Origin of the sequence: Klebsiella sp. 2-CIP_Kleb. (genome assembly GCF_050378715.1) — a bacterium.
Classification (GTDB): Bacteria; Pseudomonadota; Gammaproteobacteria; order Enterobacterales; family Enterobacteriaceae; genus Klebsiella; species Klebsiella quasipneumoniae.
Map to the genome: position 1 here is coordinate 236,130 of NZ_JBNRLG010000002.1, position 23,507 is coordinate 259,636.

Below are 23,507 nucleotides of genomic sequence, written 5' to 3' on the forward strand. Positions count from 1 at the left end.
TAAGCCCGCCCCGTGCGCCCGATGGATCAGGTGCGGCAGGCTCAGCCTGAAGGTTATTTTATGTTGCAGTATTCTGCGGAGAAAGTAACAGATCAGTTACAGAAAAGCATAACAGTTACGCATTCGGCGGCGGAAGGCGCTTGATGATCTGCGCCGGGTTGCCGCCGACAACGGTACTGGCGGGAACGTCTTTAGTGACCACCGCTCCGGAGGCGATGACCGCATTATCGCCAATGGTCACCCCGGGATTGATCACCGCCCGACCACCAATCCATACATTGTGTCCAATGGTCACCGGTTTGCCATATTCCTGGCCGCTGTTTCGGGCCTCAGCATCCAGCGGATGGGTGGCGGTATAGATATGGACGCCCGGCGCCAGCATGCAGTTATCGCCAATATGGATAGGGCAGACGTCCAGCATCACACAGTCGAAATTGGCGTAAAAACCGGCGCCGAGAAAGATATTGTAGCCGTAGTCGCAGCGAAAGCTTGGCTCGATATACGCATCGCCAGCGCGACCGAACAGCTCGGCCAGAATATGCTGACGTTCTTCCTGCGCATTCGGGGCGGAATGATTATAACGGTGCAGCAGCTGTCTGGCGCGCAGGCGATCGGCGCGAAGCGTTGGGTCGCCAGATAAATAGAGCTCACCGGCGATCATTTTGCGTTTTTCTTCACTCATTGGTCTTCCTTATACCTGACGTTAGAGGGTCGCAACAGTATAAAAAAGAAACCGGTTACAAGTTTGCTGTTGGCTGAATGCTGTGATGACTATCACAAAGATGTCCTGCTGAGGCTGGCGATTACCATCCGGTCAGCAGACCGCGTCGGGCGCACTAATTAGCGGATAAATTTCCAGACGGACGTCGGGATTTTATCGTACAGCTTATTCATAGTCAGTTCAGCCAGACGATGATCGGCGGCTGAGTAAAATACCGCCAGCTCATTATCAGAAAGTTCATATTTGTTTTTTTCAATGACGCGCTCCAGCGTGTCAATTGTCTGGCAACGACGTAAGCGCATCAAATAGTCTGTTTTAGTTAATGGCTTATCAGACATAATTCCACCTTTTGATTGTAATAATCCTAACACGAAAGACTGGCCGGATTTTCCCGGCTGGCGTTGACAAAACAACGAAATAACCGATTACCGGATTTTTTCCACTTTTGCAAATCCGTAGAGTTAATGCCGTAGTTACTGAACAACGTAAATGTGTCGTCCAGATATTCGTCAACCTGAGCGATCAGCTTATTATCCTCAGCGTACTTAATTTTATAATTAAGGGCGAATGTGGCAATGTGCTCGATCAGTTCATTTAACTGGAGATTGACAGCCGATGTCGGGTCGTTGACCCAGCCATGGTTGCTCTCTTCCAGGTTTGCAAGGCAGTCATGATACAGCGTTTCGCAGAGAAAGCGTAGTTGTGCGATATCATGTCTTTTTGGCGAGTATTCGTCCATAACGCATCCCCTTTTGAGTGGTTTAAACGACGACTAACAAACACCGTTGTGGGATGAACACGACTAACTGACCTGACACTAACTGAGTAATCCTGCTGATTTAACTATAATCCACTCTCCAGGAGATTTCATCGTGCTATTACGAAAAATTACAATTATCAGAGAGAAATTATCTTAAAAATAGACGAATTAATTTCTGCGGCCCGGGCGCGCAGCCTGAAAAATAGAGATGTCTTATCAATCATCGGTTTAAGACAGGCAGTCGTCGCGTTCAGAAACCGCCGGCCGTGAATGATGATATTAGGATTATTCCTGGTAAATGAGCGTGAGAAGACCCTAAGGGCTAAACAGCGCGATAGATATAGTCTGCAACACATCAATAGATATTAAATGCAGCGCGAAAAATAAACAATGGCAATATGTGCCCTGTCGGTAATGAACAAAAAAAGGGCCGCGGTGGCGGCCCTTTGTTCAGTAGTGCAGATTAATGATGCTCAACCTGATGGCTGTGCTCAATATCTTCCGTTTTCTTACTAAAGCGGCGACGAACCACCACAAAGAACACCGGCACGAAGAAGATAGCCAGGATCGTCGCGGTCACCATCCCGCCCATTACGCCTGTACCGACGGCGTTCTGCGCACCGGAGCCAGCACCGGAGCTGATAACCAGCGGCATAACCCCAAGGATAAACGCCAGAGAGGTCATCAGGATCGGACGCAGACGCATACGCACCGCTTCAAGCGTCGCCTCAATCAGCCCTTTGCCCTCTTTCTCCATCAGGTCTTTGGCGAATTCAACGATCAGTATCGCGTTTTTCGCCGACAGGCCGATGGTGGTCAACAGGCCAACCTGGAAGTAAACGTCATTGGTTAAACCGCGGAGGGTGGCGGCTAACAGCGCGCCGACCACACCTAACGGTACGACCAGCATGACCGAGAACGGAATCGACCAGCTCTCATACAGCGCTGCCAGACACAGGAAGACGACAATCAGCGAGATGGCATACAGGGCAGGGGCCTGGTTACCGGACAGCCGCTCCTGATAAGACATCCCGGTCCAGTCGTAGCCGATACCCGACGGCAGTTTACCCGCCAGCTCTTCCATCAGGCTCATCGCCTCACCGGTACTCTTGCCTGGCGCTGCCTGGCCAAGAATTTCCATCGATGGCAGACCGTTGTAGCGTTCCAGACGCGGCGAACCGTATTCCCAACGCGAGGTGGAGAAGGCGGAGAACGGCACCATCTGGCCATCACTGCCGCGAACATACCACTTGCCGATGTCCTCAGGCAGCATACGGTATTTCGCTTCGGACATGATGTACACTTTCTTCACGCGGCCGCGGTCGATAAAGTCGTTGACATAGCTTCCGCCCCAGGCAGCGCCTAGCGTGGTGTTAATGTCGCTGATGGAGACGCCCAGCGCCTGGGCTTTTTCCTGATCGATATCGACTTTGAACTGCGGTGTATCTTCCAGACCGTTAGGACGCACGCCGGTCAGCACGTCAGGATGCTGCGCCACCATGCCAAACAGCTGATTACGTGCCTGGGTCAGTTTTTCGTGTCCCAGGCCGCCCTGATCAATCAGCTGGAAGTCAAAGCCGGTCGCGGTACCCAGTTCAACGATAGCCGGCAGGTTAAAGGCGAAGACCATCGCGTCTTTAATCTGCGAGAAGTAGCCCATCGCCCGACCGGTGATCGCTTCAACTTTGTTTTCTTCGCCCGGACGTTGGCTCCAGTCTTTCAGCGAGACGAACGCGATACCGGTGTTCTGGCCGCGGCCGGCGAAGCCGAAGCCGTTAACCGCAAACACGGATTCCACGTTGTCCTTCTCTTTGGTGAGATAGTAATTCGTCATCTCATCCAGCACTTTCTGCGTGCGCTCCTGGGTGGCGCCGGCAGGCAGCTGGGCCATACTCAGGAATACCCCCTGGTCTTCGTCCGGCAGGAACGAGCTCGGCAGACGAACGAACAGCCACGCCATGCCCACCACGATGATCAGATACAGCACCAGATAGCGACCGGTGCTGCGCAGAATGTTGCCTACGCTGTCGGTGTAATGGTGCGTGCTCTTATCGAACATGCGGTTAAACCAGCCGAAGAAACCGGTGGTCGCGCCGTGGCTGCCTTTCTGGATAGGCTTCAGCATCGTGGCGCACAGCGCCGGCGTCAGGATCAGCGCGACCAGTACCGATAGCGCCATTGCGGAAACAATGGTGATGGAGAACTGGCGATAGATGGCGCCGGTTGAACCGCCGAAGAATGCCATCGGGATAAATACCGCCGACAGCACCATGGCGATACCTACCAGCGCGCCCTGAATCTGCCCCATCGATTTACGCGTCGCTTCTTTCGGCGGCAGGCCTTCTTCGGCCATGACGCGCTCGACGTTCTCGACCACCACGATGGCGTCATCCACCAGCAGGCCGATGGCGAGCACCATCCCGAACATCGTCAGGGTATTTATCGAGAAGCCAAACGCCGCCAGCACCGCGAAGGTCCCTAACAGGACCACCGGCACCGCGATGGTCGGGATCAGCGTAGCGCGGAAGTTCTGCAGGAACAGATACATCACCAGGAAGACCAGGATGATCGCTTCCACCAGCGTTTTAACCACTTCGTGAATAGAGATTTTCACGAACGGGGTGGTGTCATACGGGTAAACAATTTTCATCCCCGACGGGAAAAACGGCTCCATCTTCGCCAGTTCAGCGCGGATCGCGTTGGCGGTATCCAGCGCGTTCGCGCCGGTAGCCAGTTTAATACCCAGACCGGACGCTGGCTGGCCGTTATACTTCGCCACCACGTCATAGCTTTCGCCACCAAGCTCAATTTTGGCGACATCACGCAGACGAACCTGGGAACCATCCTGGTTCACCTTCAGCAGGATGTTGCCAAACTCTTCCGTATTGGTCAGACGCGTCTGTGCGACGATGGACGCGTTGAGCTGCTGGCCTTTCACCGGCGGCGTACCGCCTAACTGACCAGCGGCTACCTGGGCGTTCTGCGCTTTCAGAGCGCTGATCACGTCCACCGGCGTGAGCTGGAAGTTATTCAGTTTATTCGGATCCATCCAGATACGCATCGCGTACTGGGAACCGAAAAGCTGAACGTCGCCGACGCCGCTGGTACGGCTGATCGGGTCCTTCATGTTGGCCGCCACGTAGTCCGAAATATCGTCCTGGTTCATGGTGCCGTTGGTGTTAATAACGCCGACAACCATCAGGAAGCTGCTGGACGCTTTCTCAACGCTGATCCCTTGCTGCTGTACTTCTTGCGGCAGCAGAGGGGTGGCCAGGGCCAGCTTGTTCTGAACCTGAACCTGGGCGATGTCCGGATCGGTACCGGATTCGAAGGTCAGGGTGATGGTCGCCGTACCGGTGGAGTCGCCATTCGAGGACATGTACATCAGGTGATCGATACCGTTCATATTCTGTTCGATAACCTGAGTCACGGTGTTCTGCACGGTTTCGGCGTCAGCACCGGGGTACATGGCGGTAATGGAAATTGCTGGCGGCGCAATCGTCGGATATTGCGCCACCGGCAATTTGAGGATCGATAATCCCCCAGCCAGCATGATGATGATGGCGATCACCCATGCAAATATGGGGCGATCGATAAAGAAATTAGGCATGTCTTAACGGCTCCTGTTTAAGTTAAGACTTGGTTTGTTCTGATGGCGCGTTGCCTGCGGCTTGCTGTTTATCATCAGAAGCTACTTCCTGCGCTTTTACCTGCACGCCTGGTTTGATTTTTTGCAGGCCGGTGACGATAACGCGATCGCCGGATTTCAGACCGTCAGTGACCAGCCATTTATCGCCAATCGCTTGAGAAGCAGTGACCTGGCGGACTTCGACCTTATCGCCTTCACCCACTACCATGACGCTTGCATCGCCGCGCGGCGTACGGGTGACACCCTGTTGCGGCACCAGCAGGGCGTCAGGGTTAACCCCTTCTTCCAGACGGGCACGGACAAACATCCCCGGTAGCAGGGTGTGATCCGGGTTAGGGAAAATAGCGCGCAGCGTGATAGAGCCGGTGGTCTGATCGACGGTGACATCCGAGAATTCCAGCGTGCCGGCCTGCGGATACTTAAGACCGTCGTTAGTCACCAGCTCCACTTTCGCTTTCCCGTTTTCCTGTTTCAGACGGCCATCGGCCAGCTCCTGTTTCAGGCGCAGGAAATCATTGCTCGACTGGGTGACGTCGACATAGATCGGATCCAACTGCTGAACGGTTGCCAGGGCGGTTGTTTGACCATTTTGCACCAGCGCCCCTTCGGTCACCGCGGATTTACCAATGCGGCCGCTAATCGGCGAGGTGACTTTGGTGTAGGCCAGATTGATGCGCGCGGTTTCAACGGCTGCTTTCGCCGCGACCACGGCCGCATTGCTCTGCTGCGCCGTCGCGACGGCGGTATCGTAGTCTTGTTGACTGATATATTTAGTGCCTAACAGTTTCTGATAACGCTTGACCGTCAGTTGATCCATGTTTGCCGCCGCCTGGGCTTTTGCCAGGTCGCCTTTGGCGCTGTCATAGCTGGCCTGATAGGTGGCTGGATCGATCTGATACAGGGAAACGCCGGCCTGGATATCGCTACCTTCCACGAAGTTACGTTTTAAAATAATGCCACTGACCTGAGGACGAACTTCCGCAATGCGATAGGCGCTGGTGCGGCCTGGCAGTTCGGTGGTTATTTGTAGAGGTGCGGATTTGAGCGTCACAATACCGACTTCCGGCATGTGCTGGGCTCCTTGTTGAGCCGGTTTATCGTCACATCCTGTTAGCGCTAAGCTGCCTGAGAGCATCAGAACGACCGCCAGAGGCGTTAACCCTCTGTTTTTGTTCATATGTAAACCTCGAGTGTCCAATTTCAAAATGTTCAGTGGCTCAAACAACCACAAACCCACTACAGTCTTTCTATTATGGTCGTGCTATGGTACATACATTCACAAATGTATGTAAACGTAACCTCTGTAAAGTCATTAACCTATGGCACGAAAAACCAAACAACAGGCACGTGAAACCCGGCAACTGATTCTGGATGTTGCTCTGCGTCTGTTTTCGCAGCAAGGCGTATCATCTACCTCGTTGGCAACAATTGCAAAAGCTGCGGGTGTAACGAGGGGGGCTATCTACTGGCATTTCAAGAATAAATCAGATTTATTCAACGAAATTTGGGAGCTGTCAGACGCCAGTATTAGCGATCTCGAAATTGAGTATCGGGCAAAATTCCCCAACGATCCACTCTCAGTTATCAGGGAGATATTAGTCTATGTTCTTGAAGCGACAGTGACAGAAGAGCGTCGTCGGTTGATGATGGAGATTATCTTCCATAAGTGTGAATTCGTCGGAGAAATGACCGTAGTGCAGCAGGCCCAGCGGCAGCTCTCCCTGGCGAGCTACGAGCGTATCGAGCAAACCTTAAAAGAGTGTATCGCGGCGAAGCTGTTGCCTGCCAATTTACTCACCCGGCGAGCGGCGATTTTAATGCGCAGCTACCTTTCAGGCCTGATGGAGAACTGGCTGTTTGCTCCCGACTCGTTCGACCTGCATGCGGAAGCGCGTGACTACGTCGCCATCCTGCTGGAGATGTATCAATTCTGCCCCACGCTTCGCGGCCCGGAGAGCCTGCCAGCTTAACGAAGCGTGCGGATGAGCGTGAATTTTTAGCGCGGTCCGCCGCTATTCGCCAGCGATGAGAAGTGCTATTCTGCGCGCTTGCGACGACCCCCGGTATTCTCCGGCATTTGCATTCATTCATATTAACTATGCTGCACACGATCTCCAGGCAACGCGCCACGTTCATCTTTACCATTATGCTGCTCTGTTTTATTGGCCTTTTCAGTCCAGTTCAGGGCCGCGCCGCAGACCTCCCTGACCGGGCGGAGGTGCAGAGTCAGCTCAACACATTAAACAAGCAAAAGGAACTGACTCCGCAGGATAAACTGGTCCAGCAGGATTTGACCCAGACCCTGGAAACGCTGGATAAAATCGATCGCATCAAGAGCGAGACGACGCAGCTCCGCCAGCAGGTCGAGCAAGCCCCGTCGAAGCTGCGCCAGGCGGTGGATAACCTTAACAACCTGAGCGATGTCCCGAACGACGACGCGACGCGCAAGACGCTGAGCACGCTCTCCCTGCGTCAGCTGGAATCACGCGTCACCCAAACGCTGGACGATCTGCAGAATGCGCAAAACGATCTGGCAACCTACAACAGCCAGCTGGTTTCCCTGCAAACGCAGCCGGAACGGGTGCAAAATGCGATGTACAACGCCTCCCAGCAGCTGCAGCAGATCCGTAATCGTCTGAATGGCACCTCGGTGGGCGATGAGACTCTGCGTCCGACCCAGCAGGTGTTGCTGCAGGCCCAGCAGGCGTTGCTCAACGCGCAGATCGAGCAGCAGCGTAAGAGCCTCGAAGGCAACACTATCCTGCAGGATACCCTGCAGAAGCAGCGTGACTATGTAACCGCCTGGAGCAACCGGCTGGAGCATCAGCTGCAGCTGCTGCAGGAGGCGGTGAACAGCAAGCGGCTGACGCTGACTGAGAAAACCGCCCAGGAGGCGGTCACGCCGGATGAAACCACGCGTATTCAGGCCAACCCGCTGGTCAAGCAGGAGCTGGATGTTAACCACCAGTTGAGCGAGAAGCTGATCCAGGCGACGGAGAATGGCAACCAGCTGGTGCAGCGCAATATCCAGGTAAAGAACTGGCTCGACCGCGCTCTGCAGTCTGAGCGGGATATTAAAGAGCAAATTTCCGTGCTCAAGGGCAGCCTGCTGCTGTCGCGCATTCTTTATCAGCAGCAGCAGACGCTGCCGTCGGCGGATGAGCTGCAGGATATGACTAATCGCATTGCCGACCTGCGGCTCGAACAGTTTGAAGTTAACCAGCAGCGCGACGCCCTGTTCCAGAGCGATGCCTATGTCGCTAAGCTGGAAGAGGGGCACAGCGCTGAAGTAACCGATGAAGTGCACGCCGCGCTGCTGGAAGTGATCGACATGCGTCGCGAGCTGCTTGACCAGTTCAATAAACAGCTGGGGAACCAGCTGATGATGGCCATCAACCTGCAGATCAATCAGCAGCAGCTGATGAGCGTCTCCAGCAGCCTGAAAGAAATCCTGACCCAGCAAATTTTCTGGGTGAACAGCAATAAACCGATGGACTGGGAGTGGATTAAGGCCTTCCCGGAAGCGCTGAAAGGTCAGTTTAAGGCGATGAAAATCACCGTGAACTGGGAAAAAGCGTGGCCGGCGGTATTTATCGCTTTCCTCGCCGGATTACCGCTGCTGCTAATTGCCGGCCTGATCCGCTGGCGTTTGCAGTGGCTCAAGGATTATCAGGCGAAGCTGGCTTCTCAGGTAGGCCAACTACGCAATGATACCCAACTGCATACGCCGAAGGCGATCTTTATCGACCTGATCCGCGCCTTACCGGTGGTGCTGGTGATTCTGGCGATTGGCCTGATCTTACTCACCATGCAGTTAAATATTAGCGGACTGCTGTGGGCGTACAGTAAAAAACTGGCGATGTTCTGGCTGGTGTTTGGCCTGTGCTGGAAAGTGCTGGAAAAGAACGGCGTGGCGGTCAGCCACTTTAATATGCCGGCGCAGTTGACCAGCCACTGGCGGCGGCAGATTGTCCGCGTCAGCCTGGCGCTGCTGCCGCTGAATTTCTGGTCGGTGATTTCCGAGCTGTCGCCGCTGAACCTGATGGACGATGTGCTGGGGCAGTTGGTGATTTTCTTCAACTTACTGCTGATCGCGGTGCTGGTCTGGCCGATGTGCCGGGAAAGCTGGCGCGATAAAGAGTCGCACAGCCTGCGCCTGCTGACGATCACGGTGCTGTCTATCGTTCCGGTGGCCCTGATGGTGCTGACGGCGACCGGCTACTTCTACACCACGCTGCGCCTGGCGGGACGCTGGATCGAGACGGTTTATCTGGTAATGATCTGGAACCTGCTGTACCAGACCGTGCTGCGTGGCCTGAGCGTGGCGGCGCGGCGTATCGCCTGGCGCCGGGCGCTGGCGCGCCGTCAGCATCTGGTGAAGGAGGGCGCGGAAGGCGCCGAGCCGCAGGAGGAGCCGACTATCGCCCTCGAGCAGGTTAACCAGCAGACGTTGCGCATCACCATGCTGGTGATGATCGCGCTGTTCGCGGTCATGTTCTGGGCGATTTGGTCGGATTTGATCACCGTTTTCGCCTATCTCGACAGCATCACCCTCTGGCATTACAACGGCACCGAGGCGGGGGCCAGCGTGGTGCGCAGCGTGACGATGGGCAGCCTGCTGTTTGCCATTGTGGCGTCGATGGTTGCCTGGGCGCTAATCCGCAACCTGCCGGGGCTGCTGGAAGTGCTGGTCCTGTCGCGGCTCAATATGCGCCAGGGCACTTCCTACGCCATCACCACCATTCTTAACTATGCGATTATCGCCATTGGGGCGATGACGGTATTCGGATCGCTGGGCGTCTCCTGGGACAAACTGCAATGGCTGGCGGCCGCGCTGTCGGTTGGTTTAGGTTTTGGTCTGCAGGAGATCTTCGGTAACTTTGTCTCCGGCCTGATTATTCTGTTCGAACGTCCGGTGCGCATTGGGGATACGGTGACTATCGGCACCTTCTCCGGTACGGTAAGCAAAATCCGTATTCGCGCCACCACCATTACCGACTTCGATCGCAAAGAGGTGATCATCCCGAACAAGGCGTTCGTTACCGAGCGCTTGATCAACTGGTCGCTCTCCGACACCGTGACCCGCGTGGTGATCCGCCTCGGCGTCGCCTATGGTTCCGACCTGGATAAGGTGAAGGAGGTGCTGCTGAAGGTGGCGCACGATCATCCGAAAGTGATGCAGGAGCCAGCGCCGGCGGTCTTCTTCACCACCTTCGGCCCCAGTACGCTGGATCATGAACTACGTCTGTATGTCCGTGAACTGCGCGATCGCAGCTATACGGTTGATGAGCTCAACCGCGCCATCGACCGTCTGTGCCGGGAGAATGACATCAACATTGCCTTTAACCAGCTGGAAGTCCATCTGCGAAATGAAAAGGGTGATGAAGTCACGGAAGTGAAGCGGGATGGAAAGGGCGACGATTTAGCTCCCTCCGTCGCGTCTTAACTGAAGAGGGGCGGCGCAACGCCGCCCCTGTTGCATCAGGGCGCCAGCGCGGCGAGCTCCTCGTCGCTAAGCCCGGTGAGTTCCCGCACGATTTGTCGTTCGAGGCCGCGCGCCAGCATTCTGGCGGCGATGCTGCGAGTGGCGGCTTCTCGACCTTCCTGCTCGCCCTCCTGCTGCCCCTGTTTACGGCCTTTCTCTTCCAGCCATTCGGCAATGGTCATCATCAGCTCCTTATGCCTGGGCGACTGCGCCGCCAGCGCGCGGATCAGCGCCCCCGGATGTTCCGTTGTACCCGCCTGCAACATATAGCGCAGCAGCGTATTCAACTGCGCTTCTGTCAGATAGCCTTGCGTCATCAGCGCGATCAGCGGCACCTGCAGCTCGGCCAGATCGCGATGGCGGATATGCTTTTGCAACAGCTCCAGCATGGCCATTCGCCGATGACGGACTATCTGATTATCTGGCATAACGGTGAGGTCCACCAGCGGAAAATCACCGCTATAGAGCGCCTTCGCCAGCGCCGGTTCGGCGAATAGCTGTTGCCAGTTGCGGGGCCAGGGCCAGGGGGTGACCTTGCCGTGATAAAACAGAATCGGCACCACCAGCGGCAGCGTATCGTGGCCAGCGTCCAGATGACGCTGCATGGCGGCCAGCGCGTAGCGCAGCAGTCTAAACGCCATCAGCTTGTCCGGGGTACTCTGGTGCTCAATCAGCGCGTAAACATAGCCCGGTCCGTGGCGGGTGCGCAGTGAGTAAAGGATATCGGAATAGCTGGCGCGCAGGTCCTCTTCAACAAAGCTACCGGAGACCAGCTGCAGCGAATCCAGCTCGCAGATTGCCAGAAACGGCGCGGGCAGATACAGCTGCAGGAAATCCTTCGCCACCGCCTGATGCATCAGCATCTGGCGAAAAACCGCATCGTGCGGGGTTTGACTGACCTTTTCCATCAATATTGCCTCCATCGGCGTCATGCGCAGAGGACCACTCTGCCAGCACTCCGCCGTGGGCAACATCTTACTTCTGCGGCGTTTGCGAGGCGCTTTCCGCGTTTTTTAACTTGTTTGCATAATCCCGCCTGACAATTTCCAGCGCGTCCAGCACGGTTTGCGCCGGGATCTGATGTGATTCCAGCAACATGATTAAATCGACGGCCAGTTTGACCTCATCGGGGGCATTTTCCAGCGACATCGGACTCTCCTGTTAGCGCGTCAGCCGCGCCAGTACGTTTTCAATCTTATCCAGCGCCTGTCGGCAGCGCGCCAGCCGTCCACTGTAGACCTCGACTTCCCTGGCCAGCCGCTGCTGCTCGTCGAGGCTGGTAGCCTGCGTCAGCTGGCGCTGGCGTTGGTCGCGCATCGCCAGCAGGCGGCGCTCATACTCCTGATGCTGTAGGCGACGGCGCTGCCAGCGGCTCAGCGTTGGCGAGGCATGGTCCCAACTGCGCAGCGACCAGGTGGCGGTTTCGCGACGCAGCGCAGCGATTTGCGCCGCCAGACGCTCGGCGATCCAGGCTACCTGCGGCAACTGCTGGCGCTCGACGGCCTGGCGGAGCTGGTGAAAGTTGTGTTGGGCTTCCGCCAGATAGGCCTGCATCAGCGTGCTGCGGGTGTGGAAGAGCTGGCGGTCAAAGCGCGGGCTGAGGGTCGCGTGCTCCGCCAGCGGCGCCACCTGCGCGGCCAGCTCGCTGAGCTGATTGTTCAGCGTTTGTAAAAGTTGAGCTGTTTTCACCAACCCCCTCCATTCTCCATCAGCCAACTGTGCTACAGTAGCCGTATCTGTTTGATAACGATTCGCATTATGCCACCTGTTATTTTAACCATTATCGGCTGGCTGGCGGTAGCGCTGGGTACGCTGGGCGTCTTCTTACCGTTGCTGCCGACGACGCCGTTTATTCTGCTCGCTGCCTGGTGCTTTGCCCGCTCATCGCCGCGCTTTCACCAGTGGCTGCTGTATCGCTCATGGTTCGGCGGCTATCTTCGCCACTGGCAACAGTACCGCGCCATGCCTCGCGGCGCCAAACCGCGCGCCATTGCCATGATCGTGGCGACTTTTGCTATTTCGCTGTGGCTGGTTAAGCTTACGTGGGTGCGCATCATGCTGTTGGTCATTCTGGCCTGTCTGCTGATCTTTATGTGGCGCATTCCGGTGGTTGACGCAAAGCAACAAAAGCACTGATGCGCAATAATGCCTGTTGCAATTGTTGCTGACAGCCAGTAAATTCTGGCGTTTTCGAGCGCGGGTAAGCCTGGTCAAAGGTTAAACAAATGTTTCTTTGGCCCCTTTTGCACGCCCGTGGGTAACACCGTTTCAATCAGGCATACACTTATGACCGCAACTGCACAGCAGCTTGAATATCTGAAGAACAGCATCCAGAGTATCGAGGATTATCCAAAACCGGGCATTCTTTTCCGCGATGTCACCAGTTTACTGGAAGACCCGAAAGCTTACGCGCTCAGCATTGAACTGCTGACCGAGCGCTACAAAGACGCGGGAATTACCAAAGTGGTAGGGACTGAGGCGCGTGGCTTCCTTTTCGGCGCACCGGTTGCGCTGGCGCTAGGCGTGGGCTTTGTTCCGGTACGCAAGCCGCGTAAGTTGCCGCGTGAAACCATCGCTGAGAGCTATGAGCTGGAGTACGGCACCGATCAGCTGGAGATCCACGTTGACGCCATCAAACCGGGCGACAAAGTGCTGGTGGTGGACGATCTGCTGGCGACCGGCGGAACCATCGACGCGACGGTCAAACTGATCCGCCGTCTCGGCGGCGAAGTGCAGGATGCCGCTTTCATTATCAATCTCTTCGATCTGGGCGGCGAACAGCGCCTGGAGAAGCTGGGGATCCACTGCTTCAGTCTGGTGCCGTTCCCGGGCCACTAAGCAAATCCCTCCACATAGCCTCGCCGATCGGGCGGGGCTGTGATAGCATGACCCCTTCGTGATTTCACCTTCCAGCGTTTCAGAGCCAGCCCATGAGTTATCAGGTCTTAGCCCGTAAATGGCGCCCACAAACCTTTGCTGACGTCGTCGGCCAGGAACATGTGCTGACCGCACTGGCGAACGGCTTGTCGTTAGGGCGCATTCATCACGCTTATCTCTTTTCCGGTACCCGCGGAGTCGGTAAGACCTCCATCGCCCGCCTGCTGGCGAAAGGGTTAAACTGTGAAACCGGCATCACCGCCACCCCCTGCGGCGTGTGCGATAACTGCCGGGAAATTGAACAGGGGCGCTTTGTCGATCTGATTGAGATTGACGCCGCCTCACGCACCAAAGTCGAAGATACCCGCGACCTGCTGGATAACGTCCAGTACGCGCCGGCCCGGGGCCGCTTCAAGGTCTATCTCATCGACGAAGTTCATATGCTGTCGCGCCACAGCTTCAATGCGTTATTAAAGACGCTGGAGGAGCCGCCGGCGCACGTCAAATTCCTGCTGGCGACGACGGATCCGCAGAAGCTGCCGGTGACGATCTTATCCCGCTGCCTGCAGTTCCACCTGAAGGCGCTGGACGTTGAACAGATCCGCCATCAGCTGGAGCATATTCTTGGCGAAGAGCAGATTGCCTTCGAGCCCCGCGCGCTGCAGCTGTTGTCGCGCGCCGCCGACGGCAGCCTGCGCGATGCCTTAAGCCTGACCGATCAGGCTATTGCCAGTGGAGAAGGGCAACTGACGGCGGCGTCGGTGAGCACCATGCTCGGCACCCTCGATGACGATCAGGCACTGTCGTTGATTGAAGCCCTGGTCGCCGCCGATGGCGAGCGAGTCATGGCGGGCGTCAATGACGCCGCCGCGCGCGGCGTTGAATGGGAGGCGCTGCTGGTGGAGATGCAGAGCCTGCTGCACCGCATCGCCATGGTTCAGCTGTCCCCTTCGGCGCTGGGCACCGACATGGCCGCGGTCGAAGTGCGCATGCGCGAACTGGCGCGCACCGTACCGCCGGGCGACGTTCAGCTCTACTACCAAACGCTGCTGATTGGCCGCAAAGAGCTACCCTATGCCCCGGACCGGCGGATGGGCGTCGAAATGACGCTGCTGCGCGCCCTGGCGTTTCATCCGCGTAAGCCGCTGCCGGAGCCCGAGGTGCAGCCGGCGCAGGCCGCCGCGCCCGCGCCGCGCCAGCCGGTTTCCCCCGCAGCGCCGCCGCCACAGCCGCCGCAGAGTTTGCCGCCGACCACCAGCCAGGTGCTGGCGGCCCGCAGCCACCTGCAGCGCAGCCAGGGAGCAACCACCCCAAAAAAGAGTGAACCGGCAGCCGCTTCCCGCGCGCGGCCGGTGAATAACGCTGCGCTGGAGCGACTGAGTTCGATTACCGAGCGCGTCCAGGCTCGTCCGGCCGCGGCGGCGCTGGAGCAGGCCCCGGCGAAGAAAGAGGCTTATCGCTGGAAGGCGACGACGGTGGTTGAAGAGACCAAAGTCGAAGTCGCCACGCCTAAAGCGCTGAAAAAAGCGCTGGAGCATGAAAAAACGCCTGAGCTGGCGGCCAAGCTTGCCGTTGAAGCGGTCGAGCGCGACAGCTGGGCGGCGGAAGTGAGCCAGTTGGCAGTACCGAAGCTGGTCGAGCAGGTAGCGCTCAACGCGTGGAAAGAGCAGGAGGGCAATCGCGTCTGTCTGCATCTGCGCTCCAGCCAGCGCCACCTCAATTCCGCCGGCGCACAGCAAAAGCTGGCTGAAGCGCTGGGGGTGTTGTACGGTACGCCCGTTGAATTGACCATCGTGGAAGACGATAATCCCGCGATGCGCACGCCGCTGGAGTGGCGGCAGGCTATTTATGAAGAGAAGCTCGCGCAGGCGCGCGAAGCGATTATTGCGGATAATAACATTCAGACCCTGCGTCGTTTCTTTGACGCCGATCTGGATGAAGAGAGTATTCGCCCCATTTGACTGCAAGTTTGACTTGCAGTCAGTACCTTTAATGATGACTGACTGAGAGAGAAGCCTATGTTTGGTGGAAAAGGCGGCCTGGGTAACCTGATGAAGCAGGCCCAGCAGATGCAAGAAAAAATGCAGAAGATGCAGGAAGAGATCGCTCAGCTGGAAGTGACCGGCGAATCCGGCGCGGGTCTGGTGAAAGTGACCATTAACGGCGCGCACAACTGCCGCCGCGTGGAGATCGACCCAAGCCTGCTGGAAGATGACAAAGATATGCTGGAAGATCTGGTGGCTGCCGCGTTCAACGACGCTGCGCGCCGTATCGAAGAGACTCAGAAAGAGAAGATGGCTTCCGTCTCTGCCGGTATGCAGCTGCCGCCAGGCTTCAAGATGCCGTTCTGATGCAAACCAGCCCGCTGTTAACTCAGCTTATGGAAGCACTGCGCTGTCTGCCGGGCGTCGGCCCGAAGTCGGCGCAGCGCATGGCGTTTACCCTGCTGCAGCGCGATCGCAGCGGCGGGATGCGTCTGGCGCAGGCGCTGACGCGCGCGATGTCGGAGATCGGCCACTGTGCCGATTGCCGCACCTTCACCGAGCAGGAGGTGTGCAATATCTGCAGCAACCCGCGTCGCCAGGAAAACGGCCAGATCTGCGTGGTGGAGAGTCCGGCGGACATCTACGCCATTGAGCAGACCGGGCAGTATTCCGGCCGCTACTTCGTGCTGATGGGGCACCTGTCGCCGCTCGACGGCATCGGGCCTGATGACATCGGGCTCGATCGCCTGGAGCAACGGCTGGAGGCGGAGTCGATCACCGAGGTGATCCTTGCCACCAACCCGACCGTTGAGGGCGAGGCGACAGCCAACTATATCGCGGAGCTGTGCGCGCAGTATGGCGTCGACGCCAGCCGAATCGCCCACGGCGTGCCGGTGGGCGGCGAGCTGGAGATGGTCGACGGCACCACGCTGTCCCACTCGCTGGCCGGTCGCCACAAGATTACTTTCTGAACAAATGGAGGCGGCTATCGCCGCCTCCGCTTGAAAAATTTCCCCGCTGTCCCCATCTCCCACTCAACGGTTTTTTACCCATTTAAAATGGCATTGTTGAGGTTGAATCAGATGAAAGGACAAGAAACTCGTGGTTTTCAGTCAGAAGTAAAACAGCTTCTGCACCTGATGATCCATTCCCTCTATTCCAACAAAGAAATCTTTCTGCGTGAGCTGATTTCCAACGCCTCTGATGCGGCCGATAAGCTGCGTTTCCGCGCGCTGTCGCAGCCGGATTTGTATGAGGGAGACGGCGAGCTGCGCGTGCGGGTTTCGTTTGATAAAGACAACCGTACCCTGACCATTGCCGATAACGGTATCGGTATGAACCGGGAAGAGGTTATCGACCATCTCGGCACCATCGCCAAATCCGGCACCAAAGCGTTCCTCGAATCGATGGGTTCCGACCAGGCAAAAGATAGCCAGCTGATTGGCCAGTTCGGTGTCGGCTTCTATTCGGCCTTCATCGTGGCGGATAAAGTGACCGTCCGTACCCGTGCGGCAGGCGATAAACCTGAGAACGGCGTGTTCTGGGAATCCGCCGGCGAAGGGGAATATACCGTGGCCGACATCACCAAAGCCGATCGCGGGACCGAAATCACCCTGCATCTGCGCGAAGGTGAGGACGATTTCCTCAACGACTGGCGCGTGCGCTCCATCATCAGCAAGTATTCCGACCATATCGCGCTGCCGGTTGAGATTGAAAAACGGGAAGAGAAAGACGGCGAAACCGTTATCAGTTGGGAAAAAATCAACAAGGCGCAGGCCCTGTGGACTCGCAGCAAGTCTGAAGTTAACGACGACGAATACAAAGAATTCTACAAGCACATTGCCCATGACTACAGCGACCCGCTGACCTGGAGCCACAACCGCGTGGAAGGTAAGCAGGAGTACACCAGCCTGCTGTATATCCCGTCGCAGGCGCCGTGGGATATGTGGAACCGCGATCATAAACACGGCCTGAAACTGTACGTTCAGCGTGTGTTCATCATGGACGACGCCGAGCAGTTTATGCCGAACTACCTGCGTTTCGTACGCGGCCTGATAGACTCCAACGATCTGCCGCTGAACGTCTCCCGTGAAATTCTGCAGGACAGCAGCGTGACCCGCAACCTGCGCACCGCGCTGACCAAACGCGCGCTGCAGATGCTGGATAAGCTGGCGAAAGACGACGCCGAAAAATATCAGACCTTCTGGAAACAGTTCGGCCTGGTGCTGAAAGAGGGGCCGGCGGAAGATCCGAGCAACCAGGAGGCGATCGCCAAACTGCTGCGCTTCGCGACCACCCATACTGACTCCTCCGCGCAGACCGTGTCGCTGGAAGAGTACGTCTCGCGCATGAAAGATGGTCAGGAGAAGATCTACTACATCACTGCCGACAGCTATGCGGCGGCGAAGAGCAGCCCGCACCTCGAGCTGCTGCGTAAGAAAGGGATCGAAGTGCTGCTGCTCTCCGATCGCATCGACGAGTGGATGATGAGCTACCTGACCGAGTTCGACGGTAAAGCGTTCCAGTCTGTCGCTAAAGCCGACGAGTCGCTGGACAAGCTGGCGGATGAAGTGGACGAGTCCACCAAAGAAGCCGAAAAAGCGCTGGAGCCGTTCGTTGAGCGTGTGAAAAACCTGCTTGGCGACCGGGTCAAAGAGGTGCGTCTGACCCATCGTCTGACCGATACCCCGGCGATTGTCACCACCGATGCCGACGAGATGAGCACCCAGATGGCGAAGCTTTTCGCGGCTGCGGGCCAGGCGGCGCCGGAAGTGAAATACATCTTCGAACTGAACCCGGCGCATCAGCTGGTGAAACGCGCAGCCGATACCCAGGATGACGCGCAGTTCGGCGAATGGGTGGAACTGCTGCTGGATCAGGCGCTGCTGGCCGAGCGCGGCACGCTGGAAGATCCGAACCAGTTTATCCGCCGTATGAACCAGCTGCTGGCTTCCTGACGCGAACCTGAACGAGTAGCCCGGCCGAGCGACGCGACGCCGGGAACGGGATAAATGCCCCGTCTGAGCGATTTGCTCAGACGGGGCATTTCACATTGGATTGCATAAAATATCTCACCATTAACCGTTTCAGCCGCACCGCCTTCCTTGAGCCATCGCCGTTCTGGTGGTATGGTTTAGCGTTTTTGAAAAATTGAATCGACTTTTGAGGGGATTTTCGTAATGCGTATTATTCTGCTTGGCGCTCCGGGCGCGGGTAAAGGAACTCAGGCTCAGTTCATCATGGAGAAATACGGTATTCCGCAAATCTCCACCGGCGATATGCTGCGCGCTGCGGTAAAATCCGGCTCTGAGCTCGGTAAGCAGGCGAAAGACATCATGGACGCCGGTAAGCTGGTGACCGATGAGCTGGTTATCGCGCTGGTTAAAGAGCGTATCGCCCAGGAAGATTGCCGTAACGGCTTCCTGCTGGACGGTTTCCCGCGCACTATTCCGCAGGCTGACGCCATGAAAGAAGCGGGCATTACCGTTGATTACGTGCTGGAATTCGACGTGCCGGACGAACTGATTGTCGACCGTATCGTTGGCCGTCGCGTTCACGCGGCATCCGGTCGCGTATACCACATCAAATTCAATCCGCCGAAGGTGGAAGGCAAAGACGACGTGACCGGCGAAGAGCTGACCACCCGTAAAGACGACCAGGAAGAGACCGTGCGTAAGCGTCTGGTGGAATATCATCAGATGACGGCGCCGCTGATCGGCTACTACACCAAAGAAGCGCAGGCGGGCAACACCAAATACGCCAAAGTCGACGGCACCAAAGCGGTGGCTGACGTGCGCGCCGAACTGGAAAAAATCCTCGGCTGATAAAGCCTTTTCTCATCCTGCTGCGGCAGGATGAGAACTCCTCTCATTCCTACCTTTTGCTATGATTGGTTCCGTTTAGCGCCATTTCAGCTACAATTGGCTGCGATTCAAATGGTTAAGAGGCGGTAATGCATCAGACGAAAACAGGTATCTTGCTGGCCAATTTAGGCACTCCCGATGCGCCCACCCCCGGTGCGGTGAAGCGTTATCTGCGACAATTCCTCAGCGACAAACGGGTGGTGGATACGTCTCGTCTGCTATGGTGGCCGCTGCTGCGCGGCGTCATACTGCCGATTCGCTCTCCCCGCGTGGCTAAACTCTATCAGTCCGTCTGGATGGAAGAGGGGTCGCCGCTGATGGTATACAGCCGTCGCCAGCAGCAGGCGCTGGCCGCCAGACTGCCGGATACCCCGGTGGCGCTGGGCATGAGCTATGGAACGCCGTCGCTGGCCAGCGCGGTGGATGATTTATTGGCGCAAGGGGTGGGGCACATCGTGGTGCTGCCGCTGTATCCGCAATATTCCTGCTCGACGGTGGCTGCCGTCTGGGATGAGCTGGCGCGGATCCTCGCGAAAAAACGCGCCATTCCCGGTATCTCGTTTATTCGCGATTACGCCGGGCACCCGGACTATATCCATGCTCTGGCGGCCAGCGTGCGCGCCTCGTTTGCCGTTCATGGGGAACCGGATCTGCTGCTGCTTTCCTATCATGGGATCCCGCAGCGCTATGCCAACCAGGGAGATGATTATCCTCAGCGCTGTCGTGATACCACGCGGGAACTGGTCTCCGCGCTGGGGCTGCCACCGGAGCGGGTGATGATGACCTTCCAGTCGCGCTTTGGCCGGGAACCCTGGCTGACGCCGTACACCGATGAGACGCTGAAGATGCTCGGCGAGAAAGGGACGAAGCATATTCAGGTGCTGTGCCCGGGCTTTGCCGCCGACTGTCTCGAAACGCTGGAAGAGATCGCCGTCCAGAACCGGGAAATCTTCCTCGAAGCGGGTGGCAAGCAATATGAATACATTCCGGCGCTTAACGCGGACGCCGCGCATATTGAGATGATGGTCAACCTGACCGCGCCTTATCGCTGATCGCGCGCAGGGCGGGGAATATGCTACTATTTCCCGCTTGTTCCCTGTTATTTAAGCGCCACTATGAAATTTCCCGGTAAACGCAAATCCAAACACTATTTTCCCGTTAACGCCCGCGACCCGCTGCTACAGCAAATTCAGCCGGAGAATGAATCCAGCGTCTCCTGGGTGGTGGGTATCGACCAGACGCTGGTGGATATCGAAGCGAAAGTGGATGAGGCGTTTATCGTGCGCTACGGCCTGAGCGCGGGCCACTCTCTGGTGATTGAAGATGATGTCGCCGAGTCGCTGTACCAGGAGCTGGTGCGCAATAATCTTATTACTCATCAGTTTGCCGGCGGCACGATCGGCAATACCATGCACAACTACTCGGTGCTGGCGGACGATCGCTCGGTGCTGCTTGGCGTCATGTGCAGTAATATCGAAATCGGCGGCTATGCCTATCGCTACCTGTGCAATACCTCCAGCCGTACCGATCTGAACTATCTGCAGGGCGTTGACGGCGCCATTGGCCGCTGCTTCACCCTGATCAGCGATAGCGGCGAGCGCACCTTCGCCATTAGCCCGGGTCATATGAACAAGCTGCGCCCGGAAAGCATTCCGGAAGCGGTGATCGCTGGCGCCTCGGCGCTGGTGCTGACCTCCTACCTGGTACGCTGCAAGCCGGGCGAGCCGATGCCGGACGCGACGATGAAAGCCATCGAGTATGCCAAAAAGCATGATGTGCCGGTGGTGTTAACTCTTGGTACCAAATACGTGATTGCCGATAACCCGGCGTGGTGGCAGCAGTTCCTGCAGGATCATGTCTCGATTCTGGCGATGAATGAAGAGGAAGGGGAAGCGCTGACCGGTTTTGCCGATCCGCTGTCGGCGGCGGACAAAGCGCTGGACTGGGTCGACCTGGTGCTGTGCACCGCCGGACCGGCGGGGCTATATATGGCGGGCTTCACCGAAGAAGAGGCGAAGCGTAAAACCCAGCATCCGCTGCTGCCGGGGGCGATCCCGGAATTTAACCAGTTTGAATTCAGTCGCGCGATGCGTCACCAGGACTGCGTCAATCCGCTGCGTATTTATTCGCACATCGCGCCGTATATGGGCGGCCCGGAGAAGATCATGAACACCAACGGCGCAGGCGACGGCGCGCTGGCGGCGCTGCTGCATGACATCACCGCCAATAACTACCATCGCAATAACGTACCCAACTCCAGCAAACACAAATGCAAATGGCTGACCTACTCCTCGCTGGCGCAGGTGTGTAAGTATGCCAACCGCGTGAGCTATCAGGTGCTGAACCAGCACTCGCCGCGTTTAACCCGCGGCCTGCCGGAACGTGAGGACAGCCTGGAAGAGGCGTACTGGGATCGATAAGCGAGTCCCTCTCCCGACGGGAGAGGGCTGTACATCAGCCAGTGACCACTTCACCGGCGGGTGGCGTTTCCAGAAGCTGCAGCATGGCGCGGGCAATTTCCCGCTCGCCCATCACCACCTGATTGGCCCCACGGTCGATAATGTAATCCACTTCATCATCATAATGGGCGCGGGCGATAATCTCGATATTCGGACATTTTTCCCGTGCGGAGGCGACAATCTCGCCGGCCTCGTAGCCGTTGGGAATGGTCAGCAGCAGCCAGCGAGCGCAGTCGAGATGCGCCAGCTCCATGATCTCTTCATTGGCGGCATTGCCCAGCACCGCGCTGATCCCGCGCTCGCGTAGCTCATCCACGCGGGTACGCGAGGTTTCAACCACCACCAGTGGGATCCCCTGGGCCATCAGCTTCTCGCCCAGCAGGCTGCCGACGCGGCCGAAGCCGACCAGCAGCGCGTGGTTGCAAATATCGACCGGCACCTGCTTCTCGTCTTCCAGCACCTCTTCCAGGGTCTGCTCGTCGAGGGTTTCGGTTTTATCGAGATATTTCTCCAGCAGGGTAAACAGCACCGGGTTGAGCATAATCGAGATGATCGCCCCGGCCAGCACCAGGTTTTGCCCGGCCTGCGGCAGCAGGTTAAGCGCCATCCCCAGGCCGGCGAGAATAAAGGCAAATTCACCAATCTGCGCCAGGCTGGCGGCAATCGTCAGTGCGGTACGCGGCGAGTGGCCAAACATACGCACGAGGAAAAAGGCGGCTGCGGATTTACCAAAGATAATGATCGCCAGCGTCGCCAGCACCGCCAGCGGCTGCTGGACCAGCACCATTGGGTCAAACAGCATGCCGACGGAGACAAAGAACAGCACCGCGAAGGCGTCGCGCAGCGGCAGGGTGTCATGGGCGGCGCGGTGGCTCAGCTCGGATTCATTAAGCACCATGCCGGCAAAGAAGGCGCCGAGGGCGAAGGAGACATCAAACAGCTCCACGGCGCCGAAGGCGATGCCCAGCGCCAGGGCCAGCACCGACAGGGTGAACAGCTCGCGCGAGCCGGTGGCCGCGCTGCGCGACATGATCCACGGCACCAGCCGACGGCCGACCAGCATCATGATGGCGATAAAGGCCACCACTTTGCCAATGGTGATCCCGAGGTCGAGGGCGAGGGAAGCGAAGCCGACGTTGCCTTTCTCCGCCATACCGGCCACTGCCGGCAGCAGGACCAGCGTCAGGACCATCACCAGGTCTTCCACAATAAGCCAGCCGATGGCGATCTGCCCGCGCTGACTGTCAATCAGCTGTCGTTCCTCCAGGGCGCGCAGCAGCACCACGGTACTGGCGGTAGAGAGACACAGGCCAAAGACGATGCCGGTCATCAGCGACCAGCCAAGGGCGGCGGAGAGCGCCATACCCAACAGCGTCGCCACAGCTATCTGGGCGATGGCCCCGGGAATGGCGATCGACTTTACCGCCATCAGATCCTTGAGGGAAAAATGCAGCCCGACGCCGAACATCAGCAGGATCACGCCGAGTTCCGCCAGTTCCGGAGCCAGTTTGGTGTCAGCAACAAAGCCAGGGGTGAAAGGTCCGGCCAGCACGCCCGCTAAGAGATATCCCACCAGAGGAGAAATACGTAGCTTATTGGCAATCATGCCGAGAATAAAGGCGAGCACGAGGCCGCCGACAATGGTGGTGATTAGCGGTGTTGCGTGGTGCATTCCGTCTCCTTTCCAGTGGTGAATCGGTCCATTTTG

The 23,507-nt window shown here is 57.4% G+C and carries 21 protein-coding genes and 1 other annotated feature; of the genes, 12 read left to right on the forward strand and 9 right to left on the reverse strand.

What is annotated here, in order from left to right:
- Nucleotides 1-21: 21 nt before the first annotated feature.
- Entirely contained in the window at nucleotides 22-144 is a 123-nt protein-coding gene (locus ACQUTP_RS09115; RefSeq protein WP_032426076.1) for a hypothetical protein, read from the forward strand.
- Here ACQUTP_RS09115 and maa read toward each other — a convergent pair.
- The 5 genes from maa to acrA all read right to left on the reverse strand — a co-directional run bounded on the left by maa (nucleotide 116) and on the right by acrA (nucleotide 6,307).
- Nucleotides 116-682, reverse strand: a complete 567-nt coding sequence (gene maa, locus ACQUTP_RS09120) for a maltose O-acetyltransferase (RefSeq protein WP_004204750.1) — start codon at nucleotides 680-682, stop codon at nucleotides 116-118. The two genes, ACQUTP_RS09115 and maa, sit on opposite strands and share 29 nt — an antisense overlap.
- Nucleotides 683-840: 158 nt before the next feature.
- Nucleotides 841-1,059 carry an HHA domain-containing protein gene (locus tag ACQUTP_RS09125; protein ID WP_002892050.1) on the reverse strand — a complete coding sequence of 73 codons (219 nt, stop codon included), beginning with the start codon at nucleotides 1,057-1,059 and terminating at the stop codon, nucleotides 841-843.
- Nucleotides 1,060-1,085: 26 nt separating this feature from the next.
- A complete protein-coding gene (gene tomB / locus ACQUTP_RS09130) occupies nucleotides 1,086-1,460 on the reverse strand; it encodes an Hha toxicity modulator TomB (protein ID WP_002892066.1) in 375 nt (124 codons plus the stop codon).
- A 484-nt stretch (nucleotides 1,461-1,944) separates the two neighbouring features.
- Entirely contained in the window at nucleotides 1,945-5,091 is a 3,147-nt protein-coding gene (gene acrB, locus ACQUTP_RS09135) for a multidrug efflux RND transporter permease subunit AcrB (protein WP_004204748.1), read from the reverse strand.
- A gap of 22 nt (nucleotides 5,092-5,113) precedes the next feature.
- Entirely contained in the window at nucleotides 5,114-6,307 is a 1,194-nt protein-coding gene (acrA, locus tag ACQUTP_RS09140; RefSeq protein WP_004204747.1) for a multidrug efflux RND transporter periplasmic adaptor subunit AcrA, read from the reverse strand.
- 142 nt (nucleotides 6,308-6,449) lie between these two features.
- Between acrA and acrR the strand changes: the two genes are divergently transcribed.
- Together acrR and mscK are read left to right on the forward strand one after the other, a co-directional pair.
- On the forward strand, nucleotides 6,450-7,100 hold the full coding sequence (gene acrR / locus ACQUTP_RS09145; protein ID WP_004204746.1) for a multidrug efflux transporter transcriptional repressor AcrR: 651 nt from the start codon (nucleotides 6,450-6,452) through the stop codon (nucleotides 7,098-7,100).
- 128 nt (nucleotides 7,101-7,228) lie between these two features.
- Nucleotides 7,229-10,576: a mechanosensitive channel MscK gene (mscK, locus tag ACQUTP_RS09150; RefSeq protein ID WP_049003083.1), complete on the forward strand. Its 3,348-nt coding sequence runs from the start codon at nucleotides 7,229-7,231 to the stop codon at nucleotides 10,574-10,576.
- 35 nt (nucleotides 10,577-10,611) lie between these two features.
- Here the strand turns inward: mscK and ACQUTP_RS09155 are convergent, their stop codons facing one another.
- The 3 genes from ACQUTP_RS09155 to priC all read right to left on the reverse strand — a co-directional run bounded on the left by ACQUTP_RS09155 (nucleotide 10,612) and on the right by priC (nucleotide 12,304).
- Nucleotides 10,612-11,523: an Rpn family recombination-promoting nuclease/putative transposase gene (locus ACQUTP_RS09155; protein WP_048294268.1), complete on the reverse strand. Its 912-nt coding sequence runs from the start codon at nucleotides 11,521-11,523 to the stop codon at nucleotides 10,612-10,614.
- Nucleotides 11,524-11,590: 67 nt separating this feature from the next.
- Nucleotides 11,591-11,764: a pleiotropic regulatory protein RsmS gene (gene rsmS / locus ACQUTP_RS09160; protein ID WP_004204742.1), complete on the reverse strand. Its 174-nt coding sequence runs from the start codon at nucleotides 11,762-11,764 to the stop codon at nucleotides 11,591-11,593.
- Nucleotides 11,765-11,776: 12 nt separating this feature from the next.
- Nucleotides 11,777-12,304: a primosomal replication protein N'' gene (gene priC, locus ACQUTP_RS09165; RefSeq protein WP_004204741.1), complete on the reverse strand. Its 528-nt coding sequence runs from the start codon at nucleotides 12,302-12,304 to the stop codon at nucleotides 11,777-11,779.
- 69 nt (nucleotides 12,305-12,373) lie between these two features.
- On the opposite strand from priC, the gene ACQUTP_RS09170 reads away from it, so the two are divergent.
- The 9 genes from ACQUTP_RS09170 (at nucleotide 12,374) to ACQUTP_RS09210 (ending at nucleotide 21,760) form a co-directional block, all read left to right on the forward strand.
- Nucleotides 12,374-12,751 carry a DUF454 family protein gene (locus ACQUTP_RS09170; RefSeq protein WP_004204740.1) on the forward strand — a complete coding sequence of 126 codons (378 nt, stop codon included), beginning with the start codon at nucleotides 12,374-12,376 and terminating at the stop codon, nucleotides 12,749-12,751.
- A gap of 150 nt (nucleotides 12,752-12,901) precedes the next feature.
- Nucleotides 12,902-13,453 (forward strand): adenine phosphoribosyltransferase, encoded by a 552-nt coding sequence (gene apt / locus ACQUTP_RS09175; protein WP_004204738.1) that lies wholly within the window; start codon nucleotides 12,902-12,904, stop codon nucleotides 13,451-13,453.
- A 92-nt stretch (nucleotides 13,454-13,545) separates the two neighbouring features.
- Nucleotides 13,546-15,453 (forward strand): DNA polymerase III subunit gamma/tau, encoded by a 1,908-nt coding sequence (gene dnaX / locus ACQUTP_RS09180; RefSeq protein ID WP_049117061.1) that lies wholly within the window; start codon nucleotides 13,546-13,548, stop codon nucleotides 15,451-15,453.
- Nucleotides 14,786-14,850, forward strand: a sequence feature (DnaX frameshifting element). (Overlaps the previous gene by 65 nt.)
- 57 nt (nucleotides 15,454-15,510) lie before the next feature.
- Nucleotides 15,511-15,843: a YbaB/EbfC family nucleoid-associated protein gene (locus ACQUTP_RS09185; protein WP_071556581.1), complete on the forward strand. Its 333-nt coding sequence runs from the start codon at nucleotides 15,511-15,513 to the stop codon at nucleotides 15,841-15,843.
- Nucleotides 15,843-16,448, forward strand: a complete 606-nt coding sequence (recR, locus tag ACQUTP_RS09190; RefSeq protein ID WP_002892177.1) for a recombination mediator RecR — start codon at nucleotides 15,843-15,845, stop codon at nucleotides 16,446-16,448. The genes ACQUTP_RS09185 and recR overlap by 1 nt, the downstream gene beginning before the upstream one ends.
- Before the next feature lie 111 nt (nucleotides 16,449-16,559).
- The gene (htpG, locus tag ACQUTP_RS09195; RefSeq protein WP_048294271.1) at nucleotides 16,560-18,434 is read left to right on the forward strand and encodes a molecular chaperone HtpG; all 1,875 of its coding nucleotides are present in this window, start codon (nucleotides 16,560-16,562) and stop codon (nucleotides 18,432-18,434) included.
- Nucleotides 18,435-18,656: 222 nt separating this feature from the next.
- Nucleotides 18,657-19,301, forward strand: a complete 645-nt coding sequence (gene adk / locus ACQUTP_RS09200; RefSeq protein WP_002892184.1) for an adenylate kinase — start codon at nucleotides 18,657-18,659, stop codon at nucleotides 19,299-19,301.
- A 128-nt stretch (nucleotides 19,302-19,429) separates the two neighbouring features.
- Nucleotides 19,430-20,392 carry a ferrochelatase gene (gene hemH / locus ACQUTP_RS09205; protein WP_017898889.1) on the forward strand — a complete coding sequence of 321 codons (963 nt, stop codon included), beginning with the start codon at nucleotides 19,430-19,432 and terminating at the stop codon, nucleotides 20,390-20,392.
- A 63-nt stretch (nucleotides 20,393-20,455) separates the two neighbouring features.
- Nucleotides 20,456-21,760 carry an inosine/guanosine kinase gene (locus tag ACQUTP_RS09210; RefSeq protein ID WP_114506121.1) on the forward strand — a complete coding sequence of 435 codons (1,305 nt, stop codon included), beginning with the start codon at nucleotides 20,456-20,458 and terminating at the stop codon, nucleotides 21,758-21,760.
- 34 nt (nucleotides 21,761-21,794) lie between these two features.
- Here the strand turns inward: ACQUTP_RS09210 and ybaL are convergent, their stop codons facing one another.
- Nucleotides 21,795-23,471 (reverse strand): YbaL family putative K(+) efflux transporter, encoded by a 1,677-nt coding sequence (gene ybaL, locus ACQUTP_RS09215; protein ID WP_004204732.1) that lies wholly within the window; start codon nucleotides 23,469-23,471, stop codon nucleotides 21,795-21,797.
- Nucleotides 23,472-23,507: the final 36 nt, after the last annotated feature.